The following is a 20,532-nucleotide window of genomic DNA, read 5'->3' on the forward strand; positions in this document are numbered from 1 at the left end:
ATGTCGCATGTTGCACCGAAAGTAGGGTTTGTGAGTCTGGGCTGTCCGAAGGCGGCGTCGGATTCCGAGCAGATCCTGACCCGCCTGCGCGCGGAAGGCTATGAAATCTCCGGCACCTACGATGGCGCCGACCTGGTGGTGGTCAACACCTGTGGTTTTATTGATGCGGCAGTACAGGAATCGCTGGATGCCATCGGCGAAGCGCTCAATGAAAACGGCAAGGTCATTGTTACCGGCTGTCTGGGAGCCAAAGGCGACGTGGTGAAAGAAGCGCACCCGTCGGTACTGGCCATTACCGGCCCGCACGCCACTGACGAAGTGATGACCCACGTGCATACCCATCTGCCCAAGCCGCACGACCCGTTCGTCGACCTGGTGCCGGATATCGGTGTGCGTCTGACGCCCAAGCACTACGCTTACGTCAAGATTTCCGAAGGCTGTAACCACCGTTGCACCTTCTGCATCATCCCGTCCATGCGTGGCGACCTCGATAGCCGCCCGATCGACAGCGTGCTGGCCGAGGCGGCCAACCTGGCCAAGGCCGGCGTGAAAGAGCTGCTGATCATCTCGCAAGATACGTCGGCCTACGGTGTGGACCAGAAATACAAGCTGGGCTTCTATAACGGCCGCCCGATCAAGACCCGTCTGCTGGAACTGTGCGAAGAGTTGGGCAAGCACGGCATCTGGGTGCGTCTGCACTACGTGTACCCGTACCCGAGCGTGGACGACATTATCCCGCTGATGGCCGAAGGCAAGATCCTGCCGTACCTGGATATCCCGTTTCAGCACGCCAGCCAGAAGATCCTGAAGCTGATGAAGCGCCCGGCCAATAGCGAAAACGTGCTGGGTCGCATCAAGAAGTGGCGCGAGATCTGCCCGGACCTGGTGATCCGCTCCACCTTTATCGTTGGCTTCCCCGGCGAAACCGAAGAAGACTTCGAAGAACTGCTGGCTTTCATCCAGGAAGCGCAGCTGGATCGCGTCGGCTGTTTCACCTATTCGCCGGTAGAAGGCGCGGCGGCCAACGAACTGGCCGACCCGGTGCCGGAAGACGTGAAAGAAGCCCGCAAAGAGCGCTTCATGGCGGTACAGGCGGAAATTTCTGCCGCCCGCCTGGCGGCACGGGTTGGCCGCACGCTGACCGTGCTGGTGGACGAGATTGACGAAGAGGGCACTGCCATTTGCCGCAGCTACGCAGATGCGCCGGAAATCGACGGTCTGGTGTTCATCGAGGACGCTGACGATTTGAACGTGGGCGACTTCGTGCAGGTAGAGATCGTCGATGCCAGCGAGCACGACCTGTGGGGCGAGCGCGTGTAAACGCACTGGCCACTCGGCAAAAACGGCGCCCGGTTACCCGGCGCCGTTTTTTCATGCCTGCGTTGCGGCGGGCTCAGGCCCTGGCCAGCAGCACCGGTACGCCGCAATCACGCAGCCGCTGCAGCTTGTGCGGTTCGGCGTCTGCTTCCAGTACCAGTTGACCGATATCGGCCATGGCGGCCACCGAAAACGGGCTGGCGGTATCCAGCTTTTCATTGGTGACGCACAGCACCACCTGGCTGCTGTGGCGTACCAGCTCGCGTTTCAGCGCGGCCTCTTCCGACAGCGTGGTGCCGACGCCCAGTTCGATATCCAGCGAGCAGGTGCCCAGAAAGCAGATGTCCGGTCGCAGCGTCTGGATTTCCAGCATGGCACTGCTGCCCATGGTGCCGCCGATGCGATGGTCCATGCGGCCGCCCACCACCAACACCTCCAGCGCGCTGCGCCCCAGCAGCGCAGCGGCGATGGGGATGGCGTTGGTGGCGATGGTCAGCGGCAGGCCGTCGGGGATGGCGCGGGCAATTTCCAGGTTGGTGGTGCCGGAATCCAGAAACACGAATTGCCCGGGGCGCAGCAACTGCACCGCGGCGGCGGCCAACCTGGCCTTGCGCGCGATGTTCTCGTGGCTGCGCTGGCTGAAGTTGCCGGTATTCGGCGTCATGGCGATGGCGCCGCCGTACACGCGCTGGCAGACGCCGCTGCTGGCCAGCTCGCGCAGGTCGCGGCGGATGGAGTCTTCCGATACGCCCAGCGTTTGCGCCAGTTCGGCAGCAACCACGCGGCCATCCTGCTGCAGGCGCTGGCGGATGTAGGTCTGGCGGTCGCTGGGCAGGCCGGTGGCGGGTTGAGTCATGGCGGGCAATCGGGCGTGGGAAAACGACATCGTGCAACATTCGGCAAGCCTAGGTCAATGTTTTGCCGAATGTTGCGGGATTGAACGCCAGATTGCTTGCCTGTTTCTGCATGATTGTGCACAATGATGCCAGATTATTCGATGGGAGCCTGTGATGCTACGCGCCGTGATTACCGATCTGGATGGCACTTTCCTGGGGGCGGACTCGCAACCGCTGCCGGCCAATATGGACGCCCTGCGCCGTGCTGCCGCCGCCGGCAGCCAGGTGATGGTGGCCACCGGCCGCCATTACCCGTTCGTGCAAGCGCTGCTGCAACAGCTGGGTGTGCCGGCCTGGGTGCTGAGCGCCAACGGCGCACGGGTGCACGCGCCGGATGGCAGCCTGTTTGCTGCGGCCAACCTGGCGCCGGCGCTGGTACAAAAACTGGTGCAGCCCGAGCTGGTGATGGGCGCCGAGATGGCTTTGTACCTTGATGATCGCCGGCTGGCCTGCCGCTATCACGGTGGTGGTCTGGACTGGTACGCACAGGCTGCAGAGCAGCAGGACAGCCTGGCCGACTACCACGGCCGCGACGTGGCGAAGATCGTGTATTGCGGCGAGCCGGCGCTGCTGGCGCGCATCGAGGCCGATATCCTGTACCGCTTCGAGGGCCAGCTGGCGCTGACCTATTCGCAGGACTGCTATCTGGAAGTGATGGCGCCCGGCGTTAGCAAGGGCAGTGCCTTGCTGGGTGTGCTGCAGCAGCTGGACATCGACCCGGCCGATTGCGCGGCTTTTGGCGATGCGCTGAACGACGCCGAGATGCTGGCACTGGTGGGCCACCCGCATGTGATGGCCAACGCCAGTGCGGCGCTGCGGCAACGGGTGCCACAGGCGCCGGTGATCGGCGATCACCGCGACGCGGCGGTGGCGCAGGCATTGGCGCGCTGGTTTTGATGCAGGCTATCCAAGGTTGGCCGCACGCCGCGCGGTGACGTGGCTGACAACAAAAAAGCCCTTGCTGTTGCGGCAAGGGCTTTTGCTTGTTTGCGGCGTGGCGGCAGCTCAGCCGGCGGCGTGCTCGCGCTCGATCGCTTCGATCTCTTCCTGTAGCAGCATCCAGTCTTCTTCCACGCTTTCCAGCTGGCTGGCCACCTCGCCCTGGCGGCGGATGCTGTCGGCCAGCTTGGCTTTGTTTGCGTCGCTGTACGCGTCTTCACTGGACAGGAAGGCATCCAGCTCGGCTTTTTCCTTGCCCAGCGTTTCCAGTGATTTTTCCAGCTTGTTCAGCTTGGCCAGCAGCGGTTTCTTGGCGGCGGCCAACTTCTGTCGTGCCTCGGCCTCCTGGCGTTTCTGGTCTTTGCGGTTCACCGTTTGGGCGTCACCGCTGGACGGGCGGTTGGCGTCGGCCAGCTGCGCCAGCCGCCACTGGCGGTAGTCTTCCAGGTCGCCATCAAACGGCTGTACCGTGCCGTCGGCCACCAGCCAGAACACGTCGGTGGTGGATTCCAGCAGCGAGCGGTCGTGCGACACCACCACCAGCGCGCCGCCGAAATCCTGCAGCGCCAGCGTCAGCGCGTGGCGCATTTCCAGGTCCAGGTGGTTGGTCGGTTCATCCAGCAGCAGCAGGTTGGGCTTTTGCCACACGATCATCGCCAGCGCCAGCCGCGATTTCTCGCCACCGGACATCGGGCCTACCGGGTCGCTGACCATGTCGCCGCGGAAGTTGAAGCCGCCAAGGAAGGTACGCAGCTCCTGCTCGCGCACCTCCGGTGCCAGCCGCTGCATGTGGCGCAGCGGGGATTCCTCCGGGCGCAGCGTATCCAGCTGGTGTTGGGCAAAGTAGCCGATCTTCAGCGTTTGTGCGCAGATCAGCTCGCCGCTTTGTGGTGGTAGCTCGCCGGCCAGCAGCTTCACCAGCGTGGACTTACCGGCGCCGTTGACGCCCAGCAGGCCGATACGGCTGCCGGCCTCTACCGATACCGCCAGCCGGTGCAGGATGGTGGTGGCACCGTAGCCAACGTTGGCCGCATCCAGTCGCAGCAGCGGGTTGGGCAGGTTGTCCGGTGTATCGAAATGGAAGTCGAACGGCGAGGCCACGTGCGCCGGCGCGATGCGTTCCAGCTTTTCCAGCGCCTTGACGCGGCTTTGCGCCTGGCGTGCCTTGCTGGCCTTGGCCTTGAAGCGGGTGATGAACGATTCCAGATGCGCGATCTGGCGTTGCTGCTTCTCATAGTCGCCTTGTTGGCGCGACAGTTTTTCGGCGCGCATCACCTCGAACTGGCTGTAGTTGCCGGTGTAGAGGGTGAGCGTCTGGCTGGACACGTCCACGATGTGGCTGGTGATGCTGTCGAGGAAGTCGCGGTCGTGCGAGATCACCAGCAGCGTGCCTTCGTAGGCTTTCAGCCAGTCTTCCAGCCACAGTACCGTTTCCAGGTCCAGGTGGTTGGTGGGTTCGTCCAGCAGCAGCAAGTCGGAGCGGCACATCAGCGCCTGTGCCAGGTTCAGCCGCATGCGCCAGCCGCCGGAGAACGTCGATACCGGGCGCTGGTGGCTGTCCGGCGCAAATCCCAGGCCATTCAGCAGCTTGGCGGCGCGTGACGGTGCGGCGTAGCCGCCGATGCGGTCCAGCTCGCCGTGCAGGCTGCCGATGGCGTGGCCGTCGCCGCTGGTCTCGGCGGCGGCCAGTTTGTGCTGCAGGCCGCGCAGTTCGGCGTCGCCGTCCAGCACGTAGTCGAGTGCCGATTGCGCCAGCGCCGGGGTTTCCTGCGCCACATGAGCCAGGGTCCAGTGCGGCGGTACGATGGCGTCGCCGCTATCGGCGTGCAGTTCGCCCTTCAGCAGCGCGAACAGGCTGGATTTGCCGGCGCCATTGGCGCCGACAATGCCGGCCTTGTTACCGGGGTTGATGGTGAGGTTGGCCGCAATCAGCAGTTCTTTCAGGCCGCGGCGCAAGGTAAGGTTTTTTAGCTGGATCATGGTTGTCTTTTGCCACCGCAGCAGACTGCTGGCGCGGCAAAAGTCAGCGCGCGTCAGGTTGGCATGGTGGAGAGTGTAGGGCTGACGCCGCCGGGGCAGCGTCAGTCTGCATGGGTGGTTGTGCTTAAACGGCCGGCAGGCTGGACAGCTCCCAGCGCGGCTTTACGGTGAAGCCGCCGGCCGGCATGGCGTATTTCAGGCGCATGGCGCCGGCAAAGGCGATCATGGCGCCGTTGTCGGTGCACAGCTTCAGCGGCGGGTAGAACACCTGGTATTTGCGGCGGCGGGCCGCCTCGTCCAGCGCGGCGCGCAGTTGCTTGTTGGCGCCGACGCCGCCGGCTACCACAATGCGCTGCATGCCGGTCTGTTTCAGCGCCTTCATACACTTGCTGACCAGTACCTCGACGATGGCTTCCTGGAACGCGCGGCAGATGTCCTTGCGTGCTTGCTCGTCGATACTGCCGTGCTCGGCTTCCACTTGCTTGCTCAGCGTCAGCACCGCCGTTTTCAGGCCGGAAAAACTCATGTCCAGGTTGGGCGAGTGCAGCATCGGGCGCGGCAGCTCGAAGCGGGCGGGGTCGCCTTCTTCCGCCAGTTTCGACAGCAATGGCCCGCCAGGGTAGGGCAGGCCCAGCAGTTTGGCGGTTTTGTCGAACGCTTCGCCGGCGGCGTCGTCCAGCGTCTCGCCCAGGATCTCGTACTGGCCGACGCCGCGCACGGCCATGATCTGGGTGTGGCCGCCGGAAACCAGCAGCGCCAGGAACGGGAAGTCCGGCCGCGGCGTGGCTAGCAAGGGGGATAGCAGGTGGCCTTCCAGGTGGTGGACGGCAATCACCGGTTTGCCCAGGCCGACGGCCAGTGCGTTAGCAAAGCCGGCGCCAACCAATAGCGCGCCGCCAAGGCCTGGCCCTTGGGTGTAGGCAATGGCGTCGATGTCTTGCAGGGTGACGCCGGCTTCGGCGAGGCAGGCTTCGGTGAGCGGGCGCACGCGACGGATGTGGTCGCGGCTGGCCAGTTCGGGCACCACGCCGCCGTATTCGGCGTGCATGGCCATCTGGGAGTGCAGCTGGTCGGCAATCAGGCCGCGTTCGGTGTGGTACAGGGCAACACCGGTTTCGTCACAGGACGATTCGATACCAAGAACAAGCATGGGAGCCGTTTCAAAACTAAACAATCTTTCCATTTTACCGGTGATTCTTTGTCCGCCCAAATCGGCGATGTTAGGCTTGGGGTCTGTATTCCTCGGAGATAGGCATGAAAGCAAGACTGAAGTGGGTGGACGGCGTGTGTTTCATGGGCGAAACCGGCAGCGGCCACGCCGTGGTGATGGACGGCGCGCCGGAAGGTGGCGGGCGTAATCTGGGTCCGCGTCCGATGGAGCTGCTGTTGCTGGGCACCGCCGGCTGCACCAGCTACGACGTGATCACCATTCTGAAGAAATCGCGCCAGGACGTGCGCGATTGCTGGGTGGAGATGGAAGCCGAGCGTGCCGATACCGACCCGAAGGTATTCACCAAGATCCACTTCCACTTTGTGGTAGTTGGCCGCGATCTGAAAGAAGACACCGTGGCGCGCGCCATCAGCCTGTCGGCCGACAAGTACTGCTCGGCGTCCATCATGCTGGGCAAGACCGCGGACATTACCCACGACTTCGAGATTCGCGACGACGCGTAAGTTTTTGTTGTTGTCCGCATCCCGATAACCCCGGCCTGGTGCCGGGGTTTTGCTTTTTTGCCGTGATCACTGGCTGTTGGCCGCTGGCCGGCAAGTTTTGCCGCTGTCTTTGCCGCTTGCCGGCGTTGCGGGCTGCCATTCGGCTGCAGCTGGGCTTTCTTTAGCCTTTTTTGCAAAAAAAAGCTGGCACGCTTTGTGCTGTAGAGGCGCATCAACGAGATTGACTGCCATGCTGAACAAAATTGCTAACCACCTCGACTTCTACCAGCGTTCGCTGAACCTGCGTGCCGCCAAGGCAGAAGTCATTGCCAGCAATATCGCCAACGCCGATACCCCTGGCTACAAGGCGGTGGACTTTGATTTCGGCAAGGCACTGAAAAGCCAGACCGATGCCCAGCAGGCTAACGCCATGGGTTTGGCCCGTACTGATGGGCGCCATATGGCGGCATCGGCCAGCGTGCCGCAAGAGGGTGGCTTGCAGTACCGCAGCGCGGTGCAGCGCAGTCTCGATGGCAATACCGTGGATATGGACGTGGAGCGCTCGGCCTTTGCCGATAACGCGCTGAAATACCAGTCCACGCTGACATTTCTGAATCGCCGCATCAGCGGCCTGATGGATGCCATCAAGGGAGGTCAGTAATCATGTCGCTGTCCAATGTCTTCAATATTGCGGGTTCCGCGTTAACTGCCCAGTCGATGCGCCTTAACTTGGTGGCCAGCAATATCGCCAACGCCGAAAGCACTGCGTCTTCGACCGGCGAACCCTACCGTGCCCGTCATGCCGTGTTTACTGCGGTGCCGGTCAGCGCGGCTACGCCGGCAGTGGCTGGTGTGCGTGTGACTGCCGTGGCAGAAGATACCTCGCCGTTTCGCATGAAGTACGAGCCGGGTCATCCGCTGGCGGATGACAAAGGTTACGTGCGCATGCCTAACGTCAACCCGGTAGAAGAAATGGCCGACATGATCTCGGCGTCGCGTTCCTACCAGACCAACGTTGAAATCGTGAATACCGCCAAGAGCCTGCTGCAGAAAACCCTGCAGATGGGGCAGTGAGCAGGAGCGTAAATCATGGCTACCAGTATCGCCTCTACCAATTTTGACTACAGCACGCTGAATCCGACGCAGTCGACCGCCTCAACGGCAACCGGCAACTCGGCAACCGAGATTCAGAACCGCTTCCTTACCCTGCTGACCACCCAGCTGCGGGCGCAAGACCCGATGAACCCGATGGATAACAGCCAGATGACCAGCCAGATGGCGCAGATCAGCACGGTAAGCGGTCTGGAGGGCGTCAACGCCTCGATCAAAGCGATGACCGAGAGCCAGGCGGCCAGCCAATCCTTGCTTGCCACCATGCTGATCGGTCGCCAGGTGCTGAGCCCCAGCAACACCCTGTCCATGGCAGATGGCAAGGCGGTGGGTACTATCGAGTTTGCCAAAGCGGCAGACAAGGCAATTGTTACTGTGACCAACAGCAATGGTGCGGTAGTGGATACCTTCGACATGGGTGCGCAGAAAGCTGGCCAGTTTGTTTTCAACTGGGATGGCAAGGGTGCGGATGGCACTACGCTGCCCAATGGTGAGTATACCTTCAAGGTAGAGGCTTCGGCGGGTGGTACTGCGGTTCAGGCCACCATGATGGCACCCAGCAAAGTGACCAGTGTGGCTTGGGAAAAAGGTGTGCCGATGTTTGTGATTTCGAGCGGCCAGCGTGTGCCGGTTAGCCAAATCAGTCAGATTTTGTAATCTGCGGTGTGAAAGTTAGGAGAGCATCATGAGTTTTCAGCAAGGTTTGAGTGGTCTGAACGCCGCAGCCAAACAATTGGACGTCATCGGCAACAACGTGGCCAACGCCAGCACTGTTGGTTTCAAGTCCTCCCGTGCCGAGTTTTCCGACCTGTATGCAACCAGTTTGTATGGTGTTAGCGATACCGAGTCCGGTATCGGTTCGCAAACCATCAAGGTGGCGCAGCAGTTCCAGCAAGGCAATATCACTGCCACCAAAAACCCGCTGGACATGGCTATCTCCGGTTCCGGCTTTTTCAAGCTGTGGAGCGACACTACCGCCACTGCGACCTATTACACCCGTAATGGCCAGTTCAAGCTGGACAAAGACGGTTACTTCGTCAACAACGGCAACTATCTGGTGGGTGAGCCCATCGGCGGCGGCGACGATGCGCCATTGAAGATTGACCGTGCCGGTTTGCCGGGTACGGCCTCTACCGAGCTGGACTGGCAGTTCAACCTGGATGCCGACCAGAAGTCGCCGCTGATCGACTATACGGTGACGCCGAATGTGCTGAAAACCCCGGCCCCGGCAATCAACCCGACCGATGCTACTTCTTACAACTTCACCACCAGCATGCGGGTGTACGACAAAGTGGGTAGTGCCCATACCGTTTCGCTGTACTTCCAGCGTCAGGCGGTGGCAGGTCCGGCGGTTAGCAACACCTGGAACGTAGCTTACAAGCTTAATAATAATACCACCCAGAACGTGGGTTCGGTTTCGTTTACTTCGGATGGCAAGCTGACTGCGCCGTTCACCTTTACCATTCCGGGTGGTGCTGCTGCGGCCAACCTGCCAGTGCCTGGTCAGCCCAATCAACTGGACGACGCCGGTATTGTGGTTAGCCTGGCGGGTACCACGCAGTACTCCGGCAGTTTTACTGTGGCTCGGGCTCGGGTGGACGGTAACCCGAAAGGCGAGCTGGTTGGTGTGGAAACGGCTGATGATGGCAATATCATTGCCAAGTACTCCAATGGCCAGGCGCAAAGCGTTGGTCGTGTCCGTCTGTACACTTTCGATAATGCCCAAGGCTTGCAGCCCAATGGTGAGAACAATTGGGCAGCCACGGCTGCATCGGGTGATGCCAAGCCGGGCTTCCCGGGCGAGGGCAGTTTCGGCAAGTTGCAATCGTCAGCGATTGAAGAGTCCAACGCCGATACCACGGCCGAACTGATCAACATGATTGTTGCGCAGCGCTTCTACCAGGCCAATGCGCAGACCATCAAGACGCAGGATGCCATCCTGCAGACCCTGCTCAACCTGCGTTAATGACTAACGGGTAGCGTGATATGGACAAGATGCTGTATCTGGCAATGACCGGTGCCAAGCATGTAGAACTGCAGCAGGCCACCACTGCCAACAATCTTGCCAATGTGCATACCAACGGCTTCAAGGCCGAGCTGAATGCCTTTCGTTCGCTGCCTGTCGTGGGCGATGGCGCGCCTACCCGTGTCTACCAGGTGGATAACACCGTTGGTCACGACCTGTCGCAAGGCCCGCTGCAGGTCACCGGCAATAATTTCGACTTTGCCATTGCCGGTCCGGGTTTTTTTGCCGTCGAATTGCCGGATGGTGGCGAAGCCTACACCCGAGATGGCGGTTTTTTGCTGGATTCGACCGGAATTCTGCGTACCAGAACTGGCATGGTAATTGCTGGAGAGGGTGGTCAGTTGCAAATGCCGGAAGGTAGCCAGCCGGACTTACGGCAAGACGGCACGCTGTTTGCCATTCCTGCCAATGGCGGTGCGCCGCAGGAAATCGGCAAACTCAAGCTGGTCAATCCGGCGCAGGGTGAAGTCTACAAAGGTGAAGATGGCCTGTTTCGCCTGAATAGCGGCGAGGAAGCCGAAGTGGATGCTACCGTAAGGGTGCGCGCGGGTTACTTGGAGGGCAGTAATGTCAATGCCGTCGACAGCCTGGTGCAGATGATCAGTCATGCCAAGCACTACGACCTGAATGTGAAACTGATGCAGACGGCAGAACAGAATGCCAAGTCGGCCACCCAGATTCTGGCGCCGACCTAACGAAAACGGATACCGGGTAGATAATTCATCATGATGCGTTCGCTTTACACCGCCAAGTCGGGTATGGAGTCCAGCCAGTTCCGGTTGGACGTCATCTCCAATAACCTGGCCAACGTGGGTACCAAAGGCTTCAAGCGCAGCGCCGCAGTATTTGAAGATCTGATGTACCAGACGCTGCGCACGCCCGGCTCCCGCCTGCAAACCGGCGAAACACTCCCTACCGGCCTGACCGTTGGCCTGGGTGCAGCACCGGCAGCAACCGCGCGTATTCACACCGAGGGTGGTTTGGCGACTACTGGTAATGTGTTTGACTTGGCAGTCAATGGTCGGGGCTTCTTCCAGGTATTGACGCCGGATGGTCTGACTGCCTACACCCGCAATGGCCAGTTCCAGCGTGGCGCTACCGGGCGCCTGGAAACGGCAGAGGGCTACCCGATACAGCCGGAGATTACCGTGCCGGATGGTACCGCTTATCAGGTTGCCGAAGATGGTGTGGTGTCTTACCTGGCCCCTGGTGCTGCCGAACGAACTCAGGTAGGGCAGCTGGAGCTGGTGGATTTCATCAACCCGGCAGGTCTGGATGCACTGGGTGGCAATCTGTACCGCGAAACGGCGTCTTCAGGTGCGCCGGTGGTGGGAACCGGTGGCTTGCTAGGTTTTGGCAAGATCAAGTCCGGGTATCTGGAAGAGTCGAACGTAAACGTGGCGGAAGAACTGGTGGGCATGATTCAGGCCCAGCGCGCCTATGAGATGAACTCGCGCGCCATCAAGACTTCCGACGAGATGCTGCAGCGTCTGACGCAGCTTTAATCGTCTGGCGCAGGTTTCGGGAGAGCATCATGGATAAATCCAGGCAAATCGTAGGCTTGTTGCTGCTAGTAGCGGCCATGGCTGGTTGCAGTACGCAGTCTGCGCCTATTACGCATCAGCCGATGTCTGTACGCCCGCAGCCGGTGCCGATGGCCATGCCGTCAGATGGTTCCATCTTCCAGGTCAGCAATTACAAGCCGTTTTTCGAAGATCAGACCCCGGTACGGGTAGGCGATCTTCTGATGGTGCAGATCAATGAGCGTACCTCGTCTTCCAACAAGGAAGACTCCTCCGGGCAGCGTAATTCATCGATTAATGGCAGCATTGCCGGCAGTCTGGCCTTGCCGTTCTTTCCGGGGGCAATTGAGAAAAAGCTGGCAGGTACGAGCCTGAGTGGTTCCGGCACCGCCAGCGAGCAGGGCAAAAGCAGCAGCAACAATACCAGCTCGTTCAATGCATCGATCACGGTAACTGTCATCGATGTGTATCCGAACGGCAATTTGCTGGTTAGCGGCGAAAAACAGATCAAGATCAATGGCGAGCATGAGTTTGTGCGTTTGTCCGGTGTGGTAAACCCGCGGGACATCAAGCAAGGCAATACCGTCGAATCTACCCGGGTTGCCGATGCGCGCATCGAGCAGCTCAACGATGGCCGTAGCCGTCTTTACAATGACACCGGCTGGTTGCAGAAGGTGTTTCTGTCGGTGTTGCCGTTTTAGGCGGGCATGATGATGAAACGCATGTGTCTGTTGCTGAGCTTCTGCCTGCTGGCTGTACCGGCTACCGCAGCCCAGCGCGTAAAAGAGCTGGCATCGGTAGCGGGTGTGCGCTCCAACCCCTTGCTGGGCTATGGCTTGGTCGTGGGTCTGGATGGTAGTGGTGACAAGGCCGGATCGTCGCCGTTTACCAGTCAGTCGCTGGCCAGCATGCTGAACCAGCTGGGTGTGCAGGTGCCAGTGGGAACCAAGCTGGACCCGAAAAACGTGGCTGCGGTAACGCTGACGGCAACCATGCCGCCGTTTGCCCGTCGCGGCCAGCCGATGGACATCACGGTATCGTCGATTGGCGATGCCAAAAGCCTTAAAGGCGGCACCTTGTTGATGTCGCCGCTGAAAGGTGCTGATGGCATGATTTATGCCTTGGCGCAAGGTAATGTAGTGGTAGGTGGTGCGGGTGCGTCGGCAGGTGGCAGCAAAGCGCAGGTAAATCACCTCAGTGTTGGCCGCATCCCTGGTGGTGGTACGGTAGAGCGCGAAGTGGCAAACGGTTTTGCCAATAGCGAGGTGATATCGCTGAATCTGCAAGAGTCTAACTTCACCACCGCTAATCGCATGGTGCAGGCCATTAACAAGCAGTTTGGTGCCGGATCTGCCAGGGCGCTTGATGGGGGTACCATTGAGGTACGCGCACCGCAAGACAGTAATGCGCGGATACAGTTTTTGTCGCAGCTGGAAAATATTGCCGTCGAGCCGGCAGAAGTTGCCCCACTGGTCATCATCAATGCCCGTACCGGGTCGATCGTCATGAATCGTGCGGTCAAGCTGGAGCCGTGTGCCATTGCCCACGGCAACCTTTCGGTGACAGTGAGTGGCAACAGCAACGTTAGCCAACCGCCGGCACTGAGTGGCGGGCAGACTACCGTCACTAATCAGGCCGACATTTCGATCAAGGCCGATAACGGCAAAGTACTTAACCTCCCCGGCAGCGCCTCGTTGTCGCAGGTGGTGAATGCACTCAACTCGGTGGGTGCAACCCCGCAGGATCTGGTTTCAATCTTGCAGGCCATGAAGTCATCAGGTGCACTGAAGGCTGACCTGCAGGTGATTTGACACAAGTTGATAGGCACTCCGTTATTATGGAGTTTTGGTGGGCGATACCGTCGGTATCGCCCTTTTTTTTGTTGTGGCGTGCTTGGCCCGGATTTTGCTGTGTTAGCGCGTGACCACAAGGAATTGCCGCCATGATCAACCCTGCTGCTACTGCTAACCGCCTGGTGATGGACCCGGAAGCTACCCGCTCGTTGAGCGAGTTGGCTCGTAAAGATCCGCAGGCGGCAGTGAAGCAGGTGGCCGGACAGTTCGAGGCTTTGTTGATGAGTCAGCTGATGTCATCGATGCGGGCCTCTTCGTTAGATGACGAAGATGCCAGCCAGGAGATGGATACCTACCGCGGCATGTACGACCAGCAGGTAGTACAGACCATGGTCAATGCCGGCGGTTTCGGTCTGGCCGAGTCGTTGTCCAAGTACCTGCTGAAAGCCATGCCGCAGCAGCAAGATGCTGAGTCTGCCGCCGAGTTGGCCGCAGCTGCCCCCATGCCGCCGTTACCCGCCTCGGTACGCAAGGCGGTAGATAGCTACGCCGCGATGGCGCCGCAGGCAAATATTGCCACCACGAGCGGCAAAGACGAGCTGCCTGCCGGCAAGCAGGCCTTTGTGGAAGCACTGCTGCCGCACGCCCGCCCGGCGGCGGCCAGGCTGGGTGTGGCGCCCGAAGTGCTGGTGGGCCACGCTGCACTGGAGTCGGGCTGGGGGCAGCGAGCTATCCGTCACCCTGATGGTCGTCACAGTTACAACCTGTTCGGTATCAAGGCCACGCCAAGCTGGAAGGGTGATGTTGTCGCCACGCTGACTACCGAGTACGAAGGTGGCGTGGCACAGAAGCAGGTAGACAGCTTCCGTGCCTACCCCTCGCTGCAGGCGGCGTTTGACGATTATGCACGTCTGCTGGCCGATAGCCCGCGTTATCAGCAGGCCTTGAACCAAGGGCAGAACGCTGCCGCATTTGCCACTGCCTTGCAGCGTGGCGGTTACGCTACCGATCCTGCTTATGCGCAAAAACTGCAGGCAGTGATTCGCACGGTAAGCAATAGCTGAGCTTCAGTAATTGGCTACCGTGTCGATAAACAGTATTAAGGAGAGTTGATATGAGCGGCAGCATTTTCGGTATTGCCGTTACCGGCCTCAATTCAGCCAAGGCAGCGCTGGAAACTACCAGCCACAACATCGGTAACGTGAATACCCAGGGCTACACCCGACAGTCCACTACCCAAAAAGCCAGCGACCCGCTGTTCGAGGGGTATGGCTTTGTGGGTACCGGGGTAAATCTGACCGGCGTGAACCGTGTGTATGACCAGTTCACCGAAAAGCAGCTGCGCGATGTCAATGCCAAGGTAGCCTCGCTGGATGCCCAGACGCAATACCTGCAGGATCTGGACAACCTGATGGCCGACTCTACCGCAGGTATTTCTTCGGTGCTGCAGGGCTTCTTCAGTAGTATCCAGACGCTTAACTCGCAACCATCTTCTACCGCCGCGCGGCAGTCGGTACTCAGCCAGGCGCAGGCACTGGCAGGCCGTTTTGCCGCCATTGGCGGGCGAGTGGAAGAGCTGCGCCAGGGCATGGCGATTCAGGTCAACTCCAGCGTGGAAAGCATCAATGCTTTCTCTGGCGAGATCGCCAGCATTAACCGGCAGATCGCCACCCTGCAGCAGGGCAATGGCCGCTTGCCCAATGATCTGCTCGACCGTCGCGATGTGCTGGTGCAGAAACTCAACGAACTGGTCAAGACCGATGTGGTAGTGCAGGATGATGGCAGCTACAGCATTTTTATCGGTCAGGGCCAGGCGCTGGTATTGGGCGATCAAGCTGGCAAGATGGTGATGGAACGCGTTAATCCGGACGACCCGGACGCCGTATCGGTCGGCATTAGCATTCCCAATGTCAGCGGCACCATTACCATCGACCCCAGCCGTATGGGTGGCGGCAAGCTGGAAGGCATCATGCAGGTATTGGGCACCGATGTGCGCCGTATCCAGACCGATCTTGGTCGCATGGCAGTTGAACTGTCCGACGCCTTTAACCGCCAGCACGCGCTAGGTTACGATCTGGATGGTTTGCCGGCGACAGATGCCTTGTTTTTCAACGACCTGACCGCTGAGCGTACCGCGGCCGAGGCTACCGGCATCAGCCCGGACCGGCAGGCATTTTTCATGCGTCAGGCGCTGGATAAATTCGGCGTTGCTTTGTCAGAGCCCTCCAAGATCGCTGCGTCGTCCGGCTTGCAAGCTACTCATGTTGGCGATCCGGTAGCGGGTAAACCCAGCATTGCCTCGATCTGGCAGGTGGCCAATATGCACCAGTCAGCCACGCCGGCGCTGGATACCAACAAGACGCTGGGCGAGGTACTGGGGCAGGCGACTCCGGCAGTATCCAGCCTCAACCTGCGTTACGACCCCAGCGCGTCGATGCCATACTCGATCAGTCCGGTGCCTGCAGGTCTCTCTGTCACGGCGGTTAAACTGTCGACAACACAGTCCGGCGTTTACGAGTTCACTGTGCAAAGTGGTAACGACAAGGTCAATATCTCCTTCAAGCCAGAGGGCTCGTCCACCACGGTGCAGAACATCACCTTGGGCCAACGTACGCCAGGTACCCTGGCAGCGCAGAATAACGCCAACATGCTGGAAATGGGCAAGCTGCAAACCAAGCCGCTGCTGCGGCCAACCCCCACCGCCAGCAGCAATCTGATACCGCCGCTGACGGGTAGTGCCACTACCAACTTGCAGGCTTTCTACGGCCAGATGGTCAGCTACATCGGTAACCGTGCCAATGTGTCCGATGTGGCGCTAACGGCGCAGCAGGCATCGCAGCAGCAGGTGATGTTGAACCGGGAGGAGATTTCCGGTGTCAATCTGGATGAAGAAGCGGCCAACCTTATCCGCTACCAACAGGCCTACCAGGCGTCCAGCCGGGTTATCCAGGTGGCGCAGGATATGTTCAAGAACCTGCTGGAACTGCGTTGATCAGGGAGATGAATCATGCGTGTAAGTAGCAACTCACAGTACATGCTGGGCACTTATGGGCTGCAAACCAAGCAGGCCCAGCTCAATCATCTGCAAGAGCAACTTTCCACCTTGCGGCGTGTAGTGCGGCCATCGGACGACCCGGTAGCGGCCACGCTGGCTGTGTCCGTTGCACAGACGCAGTCGATGAACGAGCAGCAGGTAAAAAGCGCCAAGATGGCTTCATCGCAGCTGGCTATCACTGACACCGCATTACAAAGCGCATCGACCACCATTTCCAGCATCAAGTCGCTGGCAATCCAGGCTGGCAACGGCGCGCTAAGTGATGATAACCGCCGCGCCATCCAGAACGAGATGCGCGAGCGGGTGAAAGAGCTGATCGGTCTGGGCAATACCTCGGATGGCGCCGGCAACTACATTTTTGGTGGTACCCGCAAGGATGCCGTGCCCTTCCAGCAAAGCGGCCCGGCCACTGCCACCTATCAGGGTAACCAGCAGCGGCAGGACGTCCAGATCGCTTCCGGACGCCAGCTGTCACTGACCGAAGTGGGTAATGACGTGTTCACCCCTGACCTGTGGAATAGTCTGGCGGCGCTGGATAGTGCCCTGTCGCTGGGGCCGTCCGGCTCGCCTACCTATACTCAGGACCTCAGCGCCGCCATGGGCGGGCTGGATCGTGGCCTGGGCAGTTTGCTGGCTGCGCAGGCCAGCGTAGGCGGCCGTCAGCAGGAAATCGATGCGTTGCAAAACCTGGGGGAAAGCATGGCCGTGCAATACGCCAGTCAGATGAGCAATCTGGTAGATCTGGATTTTGCCAAGGCTACCTCCGACTTCCAGCTGGCCATGACTGCGCTGCAGACCAGCCAGAAAACCTATGCCCAGATCGGCCAGTTGTCACTGTTCAACTACATCTGATTCCGCTTTGCGGCCAACCTTGGCTGCCGTACAATAGCGCCCCTCGTTTACCGGTGGGGCGCTTTGTTTTCCCGCCACTTTCTGGAGTTGTCATGGAACCCGTACGCTTGTCCAAACGCATGGCCGAGATGAAGCTGTGTTCCCGCCGCGAGGCGGATAGCTATATCGAGCAGGGCTGGGTCCGTGTCAACGGCCAGGTGGCCGTGCTGGGGCAAAAAGTCACCCCCGATGACAAGATCGAGTTGGACAAGCGCCTGGGGCAGGCGCAGGCGCAGCGTGTCACCATTCTGATCAACAAGCCGATGGGCTATGTGTCTGGGCAAGCCGAAAAAGGCTACCTGCCGGCTGCCGCACTGATTACGCCCGACAACCACTGGCGCGACGACAAATCCGGCGTGCGCTTCTCGCGTGACCACATGAAAGGCCTGGCCCCAGCGGGTCGTCTTGATATTGATTCCGTCGGCCTGTTGGTACTGACGCAAGATGGCCGGGTAGCGAAAGAGATCATCGGCGAGCGTTCCGACGTAGAGAAAGAGTATCTGGTGCGGGTGGATGGCAGTTTGTCGCCAGAAGGCTTGAAGCTGCTCAACCATGGCCTGTCACTGGATGGCGAGGCCTTGCTACCGGCCAAGGTCTGGTGGCAGAACGAAGATCAGCTGCGTTTCATCCTCAAAGAGGGCAAAAAGCGTCAGATCCGCCGCATGTGCGAGCTGGTGGGCTTGCGCGTGGTTGGCCTCAAGCGCATCCGCATCGGCAACATCATGCTGGGTGATCTGCCCACTGGCCAGTGGCGTTATCTGTCCAGTGACGAACAGTTTTCCTGACGCTGCGGCCAAGCTGTTAAACACAAAACCCTGCTTACAAACAAGCAGGGTTTTGTTTTGGCTTGGCCAAGCAGGGGGCTAGGTATTCCAGATCTTGATCAGGAATGCCGGCCTTACCCCGGCTTCTTTCAGCGAGATCGGTTCGGCAATGGCGTGTTCGGCGGTGCGGGTATTGCGTGGTAACGGCTCGCCGTACATTTCACCATTAGCCGAGCGCAAGGCGGCCACGCGCGGGTGTTTTGTGTTGGCGTCACCAGGGCGATGGGTCACTACCGCGATTTCGCGGTTGGCCAAGCGCACAAAACTGCCGGGCGGATAAATGCCCAGCTCCTTGATCAGCAGGGCAATGAAGCGCGGGTCGAATTCGCTGAACTCGCCCTTGAACATGCGTCCCAGCGCAATGGAGGGCAAGCGGCCAGCGCGGTGCGCCTGGGTAACCAGCAGCGAGGTCAGCACATCGGTCAGCCGGATCAGGTGGGCGCCGGGGTCGATTTCTTCTTTCTTCAAACCGTACGGGTAGCCGGAGCCGTTCCACTCCTCGTGGTGCTGTTGTACCAGCAAGTGCCAGCGGTCGTCGTCCACGCCCAGGTCGCGCAGAATGGCGGACGATAGCAGGGGGTGCGCGTACATGTCGGCTTTTTGGCTGGCGTCCAGCGGCGAGTCTTGTTTGGTGAGATCGGTGTGCAGCTTGGTGGCGGCGATGTTCATGGTCAGGGCAGCTGACAGCAGTACCTGCATTTCTTTTTGTGGCAGGTTGAGGCGGCGACCCAGAATGGCCAGCATGGCTGCAGTGTGCAGGCTGTGCATGCTGCCGTAATCCGTAAACGGTACCAGCAGACAGGCAGCAATCAGGCCATCCGGCTGTTTGTCGGCCAGCAGCAGCAGCTTGTTGACGACCAGATGTACGTCGTGACTGAAGTGGGGTGCCTGGAAGTAGCGGTTGAGCAGGCTGCCCACCTTGTGTGCCAGCTGATCCAGCTCGATCAGCGGATTGATGATCTGGTTTTCAGCTTGGCGCCGCTCTTGTTCCTGGCGCTCGCGGCGCTCGCGCAGTTCTTTTTCTACCAGTGCGGCTTTGGCGCTGTTTTCCAGTTGCCCGTGCTCTAGCAGTTTCTGTTTCTGTTCCGGGGTGAGCACGTAGTGACCTTGTTTTACCAGCAGCATGCCGCTGCGATGGTATACATCCACCGGCAGCTGTTTGCCCACCATGATCATGTCGGCTGAAAGTTTGGCTTTGTCACTCATGGCGTTACGATGTTACGGGCGGATATTCCATCATAGTATATTCCGCTTAACGGGTTATCGATAGGTAGTGCTTCCAGAACGATGCCGAGCCCACAAGCCCGCCAGGTACTGCGGCCGAATGCCGATCTGTTTCTGATCAATGGCTTGTGTGATGCGATATTCGCTAAGGCTGGCCTCACGCAGCTGCGGTTTGTTGTACGGTGCACCATCGTTGCGTCGTAACACTGCCACACAAGGCTCATCGGCGCGTTCGCGCCGGCTCAGTACCACACCCATCTCCTGATTGGCCAGTTGCACAAAGCTACCCGGTGGGTAGATGCCCAGTTCTTTTACCAGTAGCGAGGTAAAGCGGAAATCGAACAGCGCATTGGCTTCCATGAAGATCTGTGCCAGTGCCTGATTGGGTTTCATGGCAGAACGGTAGGTGCGCGGCACCAGTTTGGCGGCAGTGACATCGGCCAGGTGCAACAGGTGCGATAGCGACTCGATGTTTTCCTTGTCCAGACGGTAAGGATACCCCTTGCCATCCCATTTTTCGTGATGAGTTTGTACCAGCAAATGCCACAATTCATCTTCAATGCCGAGCTCGCGCAGCATGGCGGATGACAGTAGCGGATGGCCTTCAATCAAGCTGCGCTGCTCGTTGCTCAGCGGGCTGCTCTGGTGATGCAGCTCGTCCATCAGCGCCGCAATCGACAGGTTCATGGTCAGCGCGGCGGCAATCAGGCTGTTACGTGCTGGCGCTTCCAGTTCCAGCCGGCGCGTGAGCACTGCCAGGATGATGCCAACGTGGATGCTGTGTGCCGACGAGTATTTGGCCAGCGGCACCAGCAACAGCGACGCCAGCATGCCGTCGGGGGCTTTTTCGGTAAATGCAATCAGGCGGTTGGCCAGCGCGCGTACTCGCTGCTCGAAGCCTTTGGCCGATAAACCGGCGCCCAGCAGGTAATCAAGGTGGCGCGCAGCGTACTGGATTTCTTCAAACGGGCTGAACTCGCCTATACGGGTGAGGTCGCTTTCTACCGGTGGCAGTGCATTGGCCGGGTGGGTCATGCCTAGCGCCACCAGGCGTTCACGCTGTTTTTCGTTCAGTACATAGTGGCCCTTGCGTAACAGCAGCAGGCCATTGGCCGCGTACACATCGGCGGGCAAAGCTTCGCCTACCTTCACGACCTGGTTTAGTTGCTGCGGCTTTTCCTGCTTGTCCATATGCTTGGGTTCGAGGGCGTTGATCGGCGAGTCTGATTATCGATGCAAATGGCGGGCCAGTCACCTTGCGTGACGCCGGGGCAGCGGTTGCTGCTGCAAAAGTCACGCCA

20 protein-coding genes are annotated in these 20,532 nt (G+C 59.8%); 15 read left to right on the forward strand and 5 right to left on the reverse strand.

The window, feature by feature from the left end; translation table 11 throughout:
- Entirely contained in the window at positions 1 to 1,320 is a 1,320-nt protein-coding gene (rimO, locus tag ACK4FZ_RS12090; RefSeq protein WP_144372683.1) for a 30S ribosomal protein S12 methylthiotransferase RimO, read from the forward strand.
- A 73-nt stretch (positions 1,321 to 1,393) separates the two neighbouring features.
- On the opposite strand, the gene ACK4FZ_RS12095 is transcribed toward rimO, so the two are convergent.
- Positions 1,394 to 2,173, reverse strand: a complete 780-nt coding sequence (locus ACK4FZ_RS12095) for a DeoR/GlpR family DNA-binding transcription regulator (RefSeq protein ID WP_409821239.1) — start codon at positions 2,171 to 2,173, stop codon at positions 1,394 to 1,396.
- 154 nt (positions 2,174 to 2,327) lie between these two features.
- Between ACK4FZ_RS12095 and ACK4FZ_RS12100 the strand changes: the two genes are divergently transcribed.
- Entirely contained in the window at positions 2,328 to 3,110 is a 783-nt protein-coding gene (locus ACK4FZ_RS12100; RefSeq protein ID WP_409821241.1) for a Cof-type HAD-IIB family hydrolase, read from the forward strand.
- Positions 3,111 to 3,218: 108 nt separating this feature from the next.
- Here ACK4FZ_RS12100 and ACK4FZ_RS12105 read toward each other — a convergent pair whose 3' ends face one another.
- Both ACK4FZ_RS12105 and tsaD read right to left on the reverse strand, forming a co-directional pair.
- Entirely contained in the window at positions 3,219 to 5,132 is a 1,914-nt protein-coding gene (locus ACK4FZ_RS12105) for an ATP-binding cassette domain-containing protein (RefSeq protein ID WP_409821243.1), read from the reverse strand.
- A gap of 124 nt (positions 5,133 to 5,256) precedes the next feature.
- Positions 5,257 to 6,282, reverse strand: a complete 1,026-nt coding sequence (tsaD, locus tag ACK4FZ_RS12110; protein ID WP_409821244.1) for a tRNA (adenosine(37)-N6)-threonylcarbamoyltransferase complex transferase subunit TsaD — start codon at positions 6,280 to 6,282, stop codon at positions 5,257 to 5,259.
- A gap of 104 nt (positions 6,283 to 6,386) precedes the next feature.
- On the opposite strand from tsaD, the gene ACK4FZ_RS12115 reads away from it, so the two are divergent.
- The 13 genes from ACK4FZ_RS12115 (at position 6,387) to ACK4FZ_RS12175 (ending at position 17,968) form a co-directional block, all read left to right on the forward strand.
- Complete coding sequence (locus tag ACK4FZ_RS12115; RefSeq protein ID WP_409821246.1) at positions 6,387 to 6,806, forward strand: OsmC family protein; 420 nt, start codon at positions 6,387 to 6,389, stop codon at positions 6,804 to 6,806.
- Positions 6,807 to 7,035: 229 nt separating this feature from the next.
- Positions 7,036 to 7,446: a flagellar basal body rod protein FlgB gene (gene flgB / locus ACK4FZ_RS12120; protein ID WP_409821249.1), complete on the forward strand. Its 411-nt coding sequence runs from the start codon at positions 7,036 to 7,038 to the stop codon at positions 7,444 to 7,446.
- Between the two features lie 2 nt (positions 7,447 to 7,448).
- Complete coding sequence (flgC, locus tag ACK4FZ_RS12125) at positions 7,449 to 7,859, forward strand: flagellar basal body rod protein FlgC (protein ID WP_409821252.1); 411 nt, start codon at positions 7,449 to 7,451, stop codon at positions 7,857 to 7,859.
- A 15-nt stretch (positions 7,860 to 7,874) separates the two neighbouring features.
- Positions 7,875 to 8,552: a flagellar hook assembly protein FlgD gene (locus ACK4FZ_RS12130; protein ID WP_409821254.1), complete on the forward strand. Its 678-nt coding sequence runs from the start codon at positions 7,875 to 7,877 to the stop codon at positions 8,550 to 8,552.
- A 28-nt stretch (positions 8,553 to 8,580) separates the two neighbouring features.
- A complete protein-coding gene (flgE, locus tag ACK4FZ_RS12135) occupies positions 8,581 to 9,861 on the forward strand; it encodes a flagellar hook protein FlgE (RefSeq protein WP_409821256.1) in 1,281 nt (426 codons plus the stop codon).
- Between the two features lie 20 nt (positions 9,862 to 9,881).
- Complete coding sequence (locus tag ACK4FZ_RS12140) at positions 9,882 to 10,616, forward strand: flagellar basal body rod protein FlgF (protein WP_409821259.1); 735 nt, start codon at positions 9,882 to 9,884, stop codon at positions 10,614 to 10,616.
- 30 nt (positions 10,617 to 10,646) lie between these two features.
- Positions 10,647 to 11,426, forward strand: a complete 780-nt coding sequence (gene flgG / locus ACK4FZ_RS12145) for a flagellar basal-body rod protein FlgG (protein WP_409821262.1) — start codon at positions 10,647 to 10,649, stop codon at positions 11,424 to 11,426.
- A 122-nt stretch (positions 11,427 to 11,548) separates the two neighbouring features.
- The gene (locus tag ACK4FZ_RS12150; protein WP_409821265.1) at positions 11,549 to 12,145 is read left to right on the forward strand and encodes a flagellar basal body L-ring protein FlgH; all 597 of its coding nucleotides are present in this window, start codon (positions 11,549 to 11,551) and stop codon (positions 12,143 to 12,145) included.
- Positions 12,146 to 12,166: 21 nt separating this feature from the next.
- Positions 12,167 to 13,255 carry a flagellar basal body P-ring protein FlgI gene (locus ACK4FZ_RS12155; RefSeq protein WP_409821267.1) on the forward strand — a complete coding sequence of 363 codons (1,089 nt, stop codon included), beginning with the start codon at positions 12,167 to 12,169 and terminating at the stop codon, positions 13,253 to 13,255.
- Between the two features lie 131 nt (positions 13,256 to 13,386).
- Entirely contained in the window at positions 13,387 to 14,301 is a 915-nt protein-coding gene (gene flgJ / locus ACK4FZ_RS12160) for a flagellar assembly peptidoglycan hydrolase FlgJ (protein ID WP_409821269.1), read from the forward strand.
- A gap of 50 nt (positions 14,302 to 14,351) precedes the next feature.
- Complete coding sequence (flgK, locus tag ACK4FZ_RS12165) at positions 14,352 to 16,229, forward strand: flagellar hook-associated protein FlgK (protein WP_409821271.1); 1,878 nt, start codon at positions 14,352 to 14,354, stop codon at positions 16,227 to 16,229.
- 15 nt (positions 16,230 to 16,244) lie between these two features.
- Positions 16,245 to 17,144, forward strand: coding sequence for a flagellar hook-associated protein FlgL (gene flgL, locus ACK4FZ_RS12170; RefSeq protein ID WP_409821273.1), 900 nt, complete (start codon positions 16,245 to 16,247; stop codon positions 17,142 to 17,144).
- A gap of 92 nt (positions 17,145 to 17,236) precedes the next feature.
- A complete protein-coding gene (locus ACK4FZ_RS12175) occupies positions 17,237 to 17,968 on the forward strand; it encodes a pseudouridine synthase (RefSeq protein ID WP_409821274.1) in 732 nt (243 codons plus the stop codon).
- Positions 17,969 to 18,046: 78 nt separating this feature from the next.
- Here ACK4FZ_RS12175 and ACK4FZ_RS12180 read toward each other — a convergent pair whose 3' ends face one another.
- Both ACK4FZ_RS12180 and ACK4FZ_RS12185 read right to left on the reverse strand, forming a co-directional pair.
- Positions 18,047 to 19,213, reverse strand: a complete 1,167-nt coding sequence (locus ACK4FZ_RS12180; protein WP_409821276.1) for an HD-GYP domain-containing protein — start codon at positions 19,211 to 19,213, stop codon at positions 18,047 to 18,049.
- Positions 19,214 to 19,267: 54 nt separating this feature from the next.
- On the reverse strand, positions 19,268 to 20,422 hold the full coding sequence (locus ACK4FZ_RS12185; RefSeq protein ID WP_409821278.1) for an HD-GYP domain-containing protein: 1,155 nt from the start codon (positions 20,420 to 20,422) through the stop codon (positions 19,268 to 19,270).
- Positions 20,423 to 20,532: the final 110 nt, after the last annotated feature.

It is taken from the genome of Vogesella sp. (genome assembly GCF_046297735.1).
GTDB lineage: Bacteria > Pseudomonadota > Gammaproteobacteria > Burkholderiales > Chromobacteriaceae > Vogesella > Vogesella urethralis.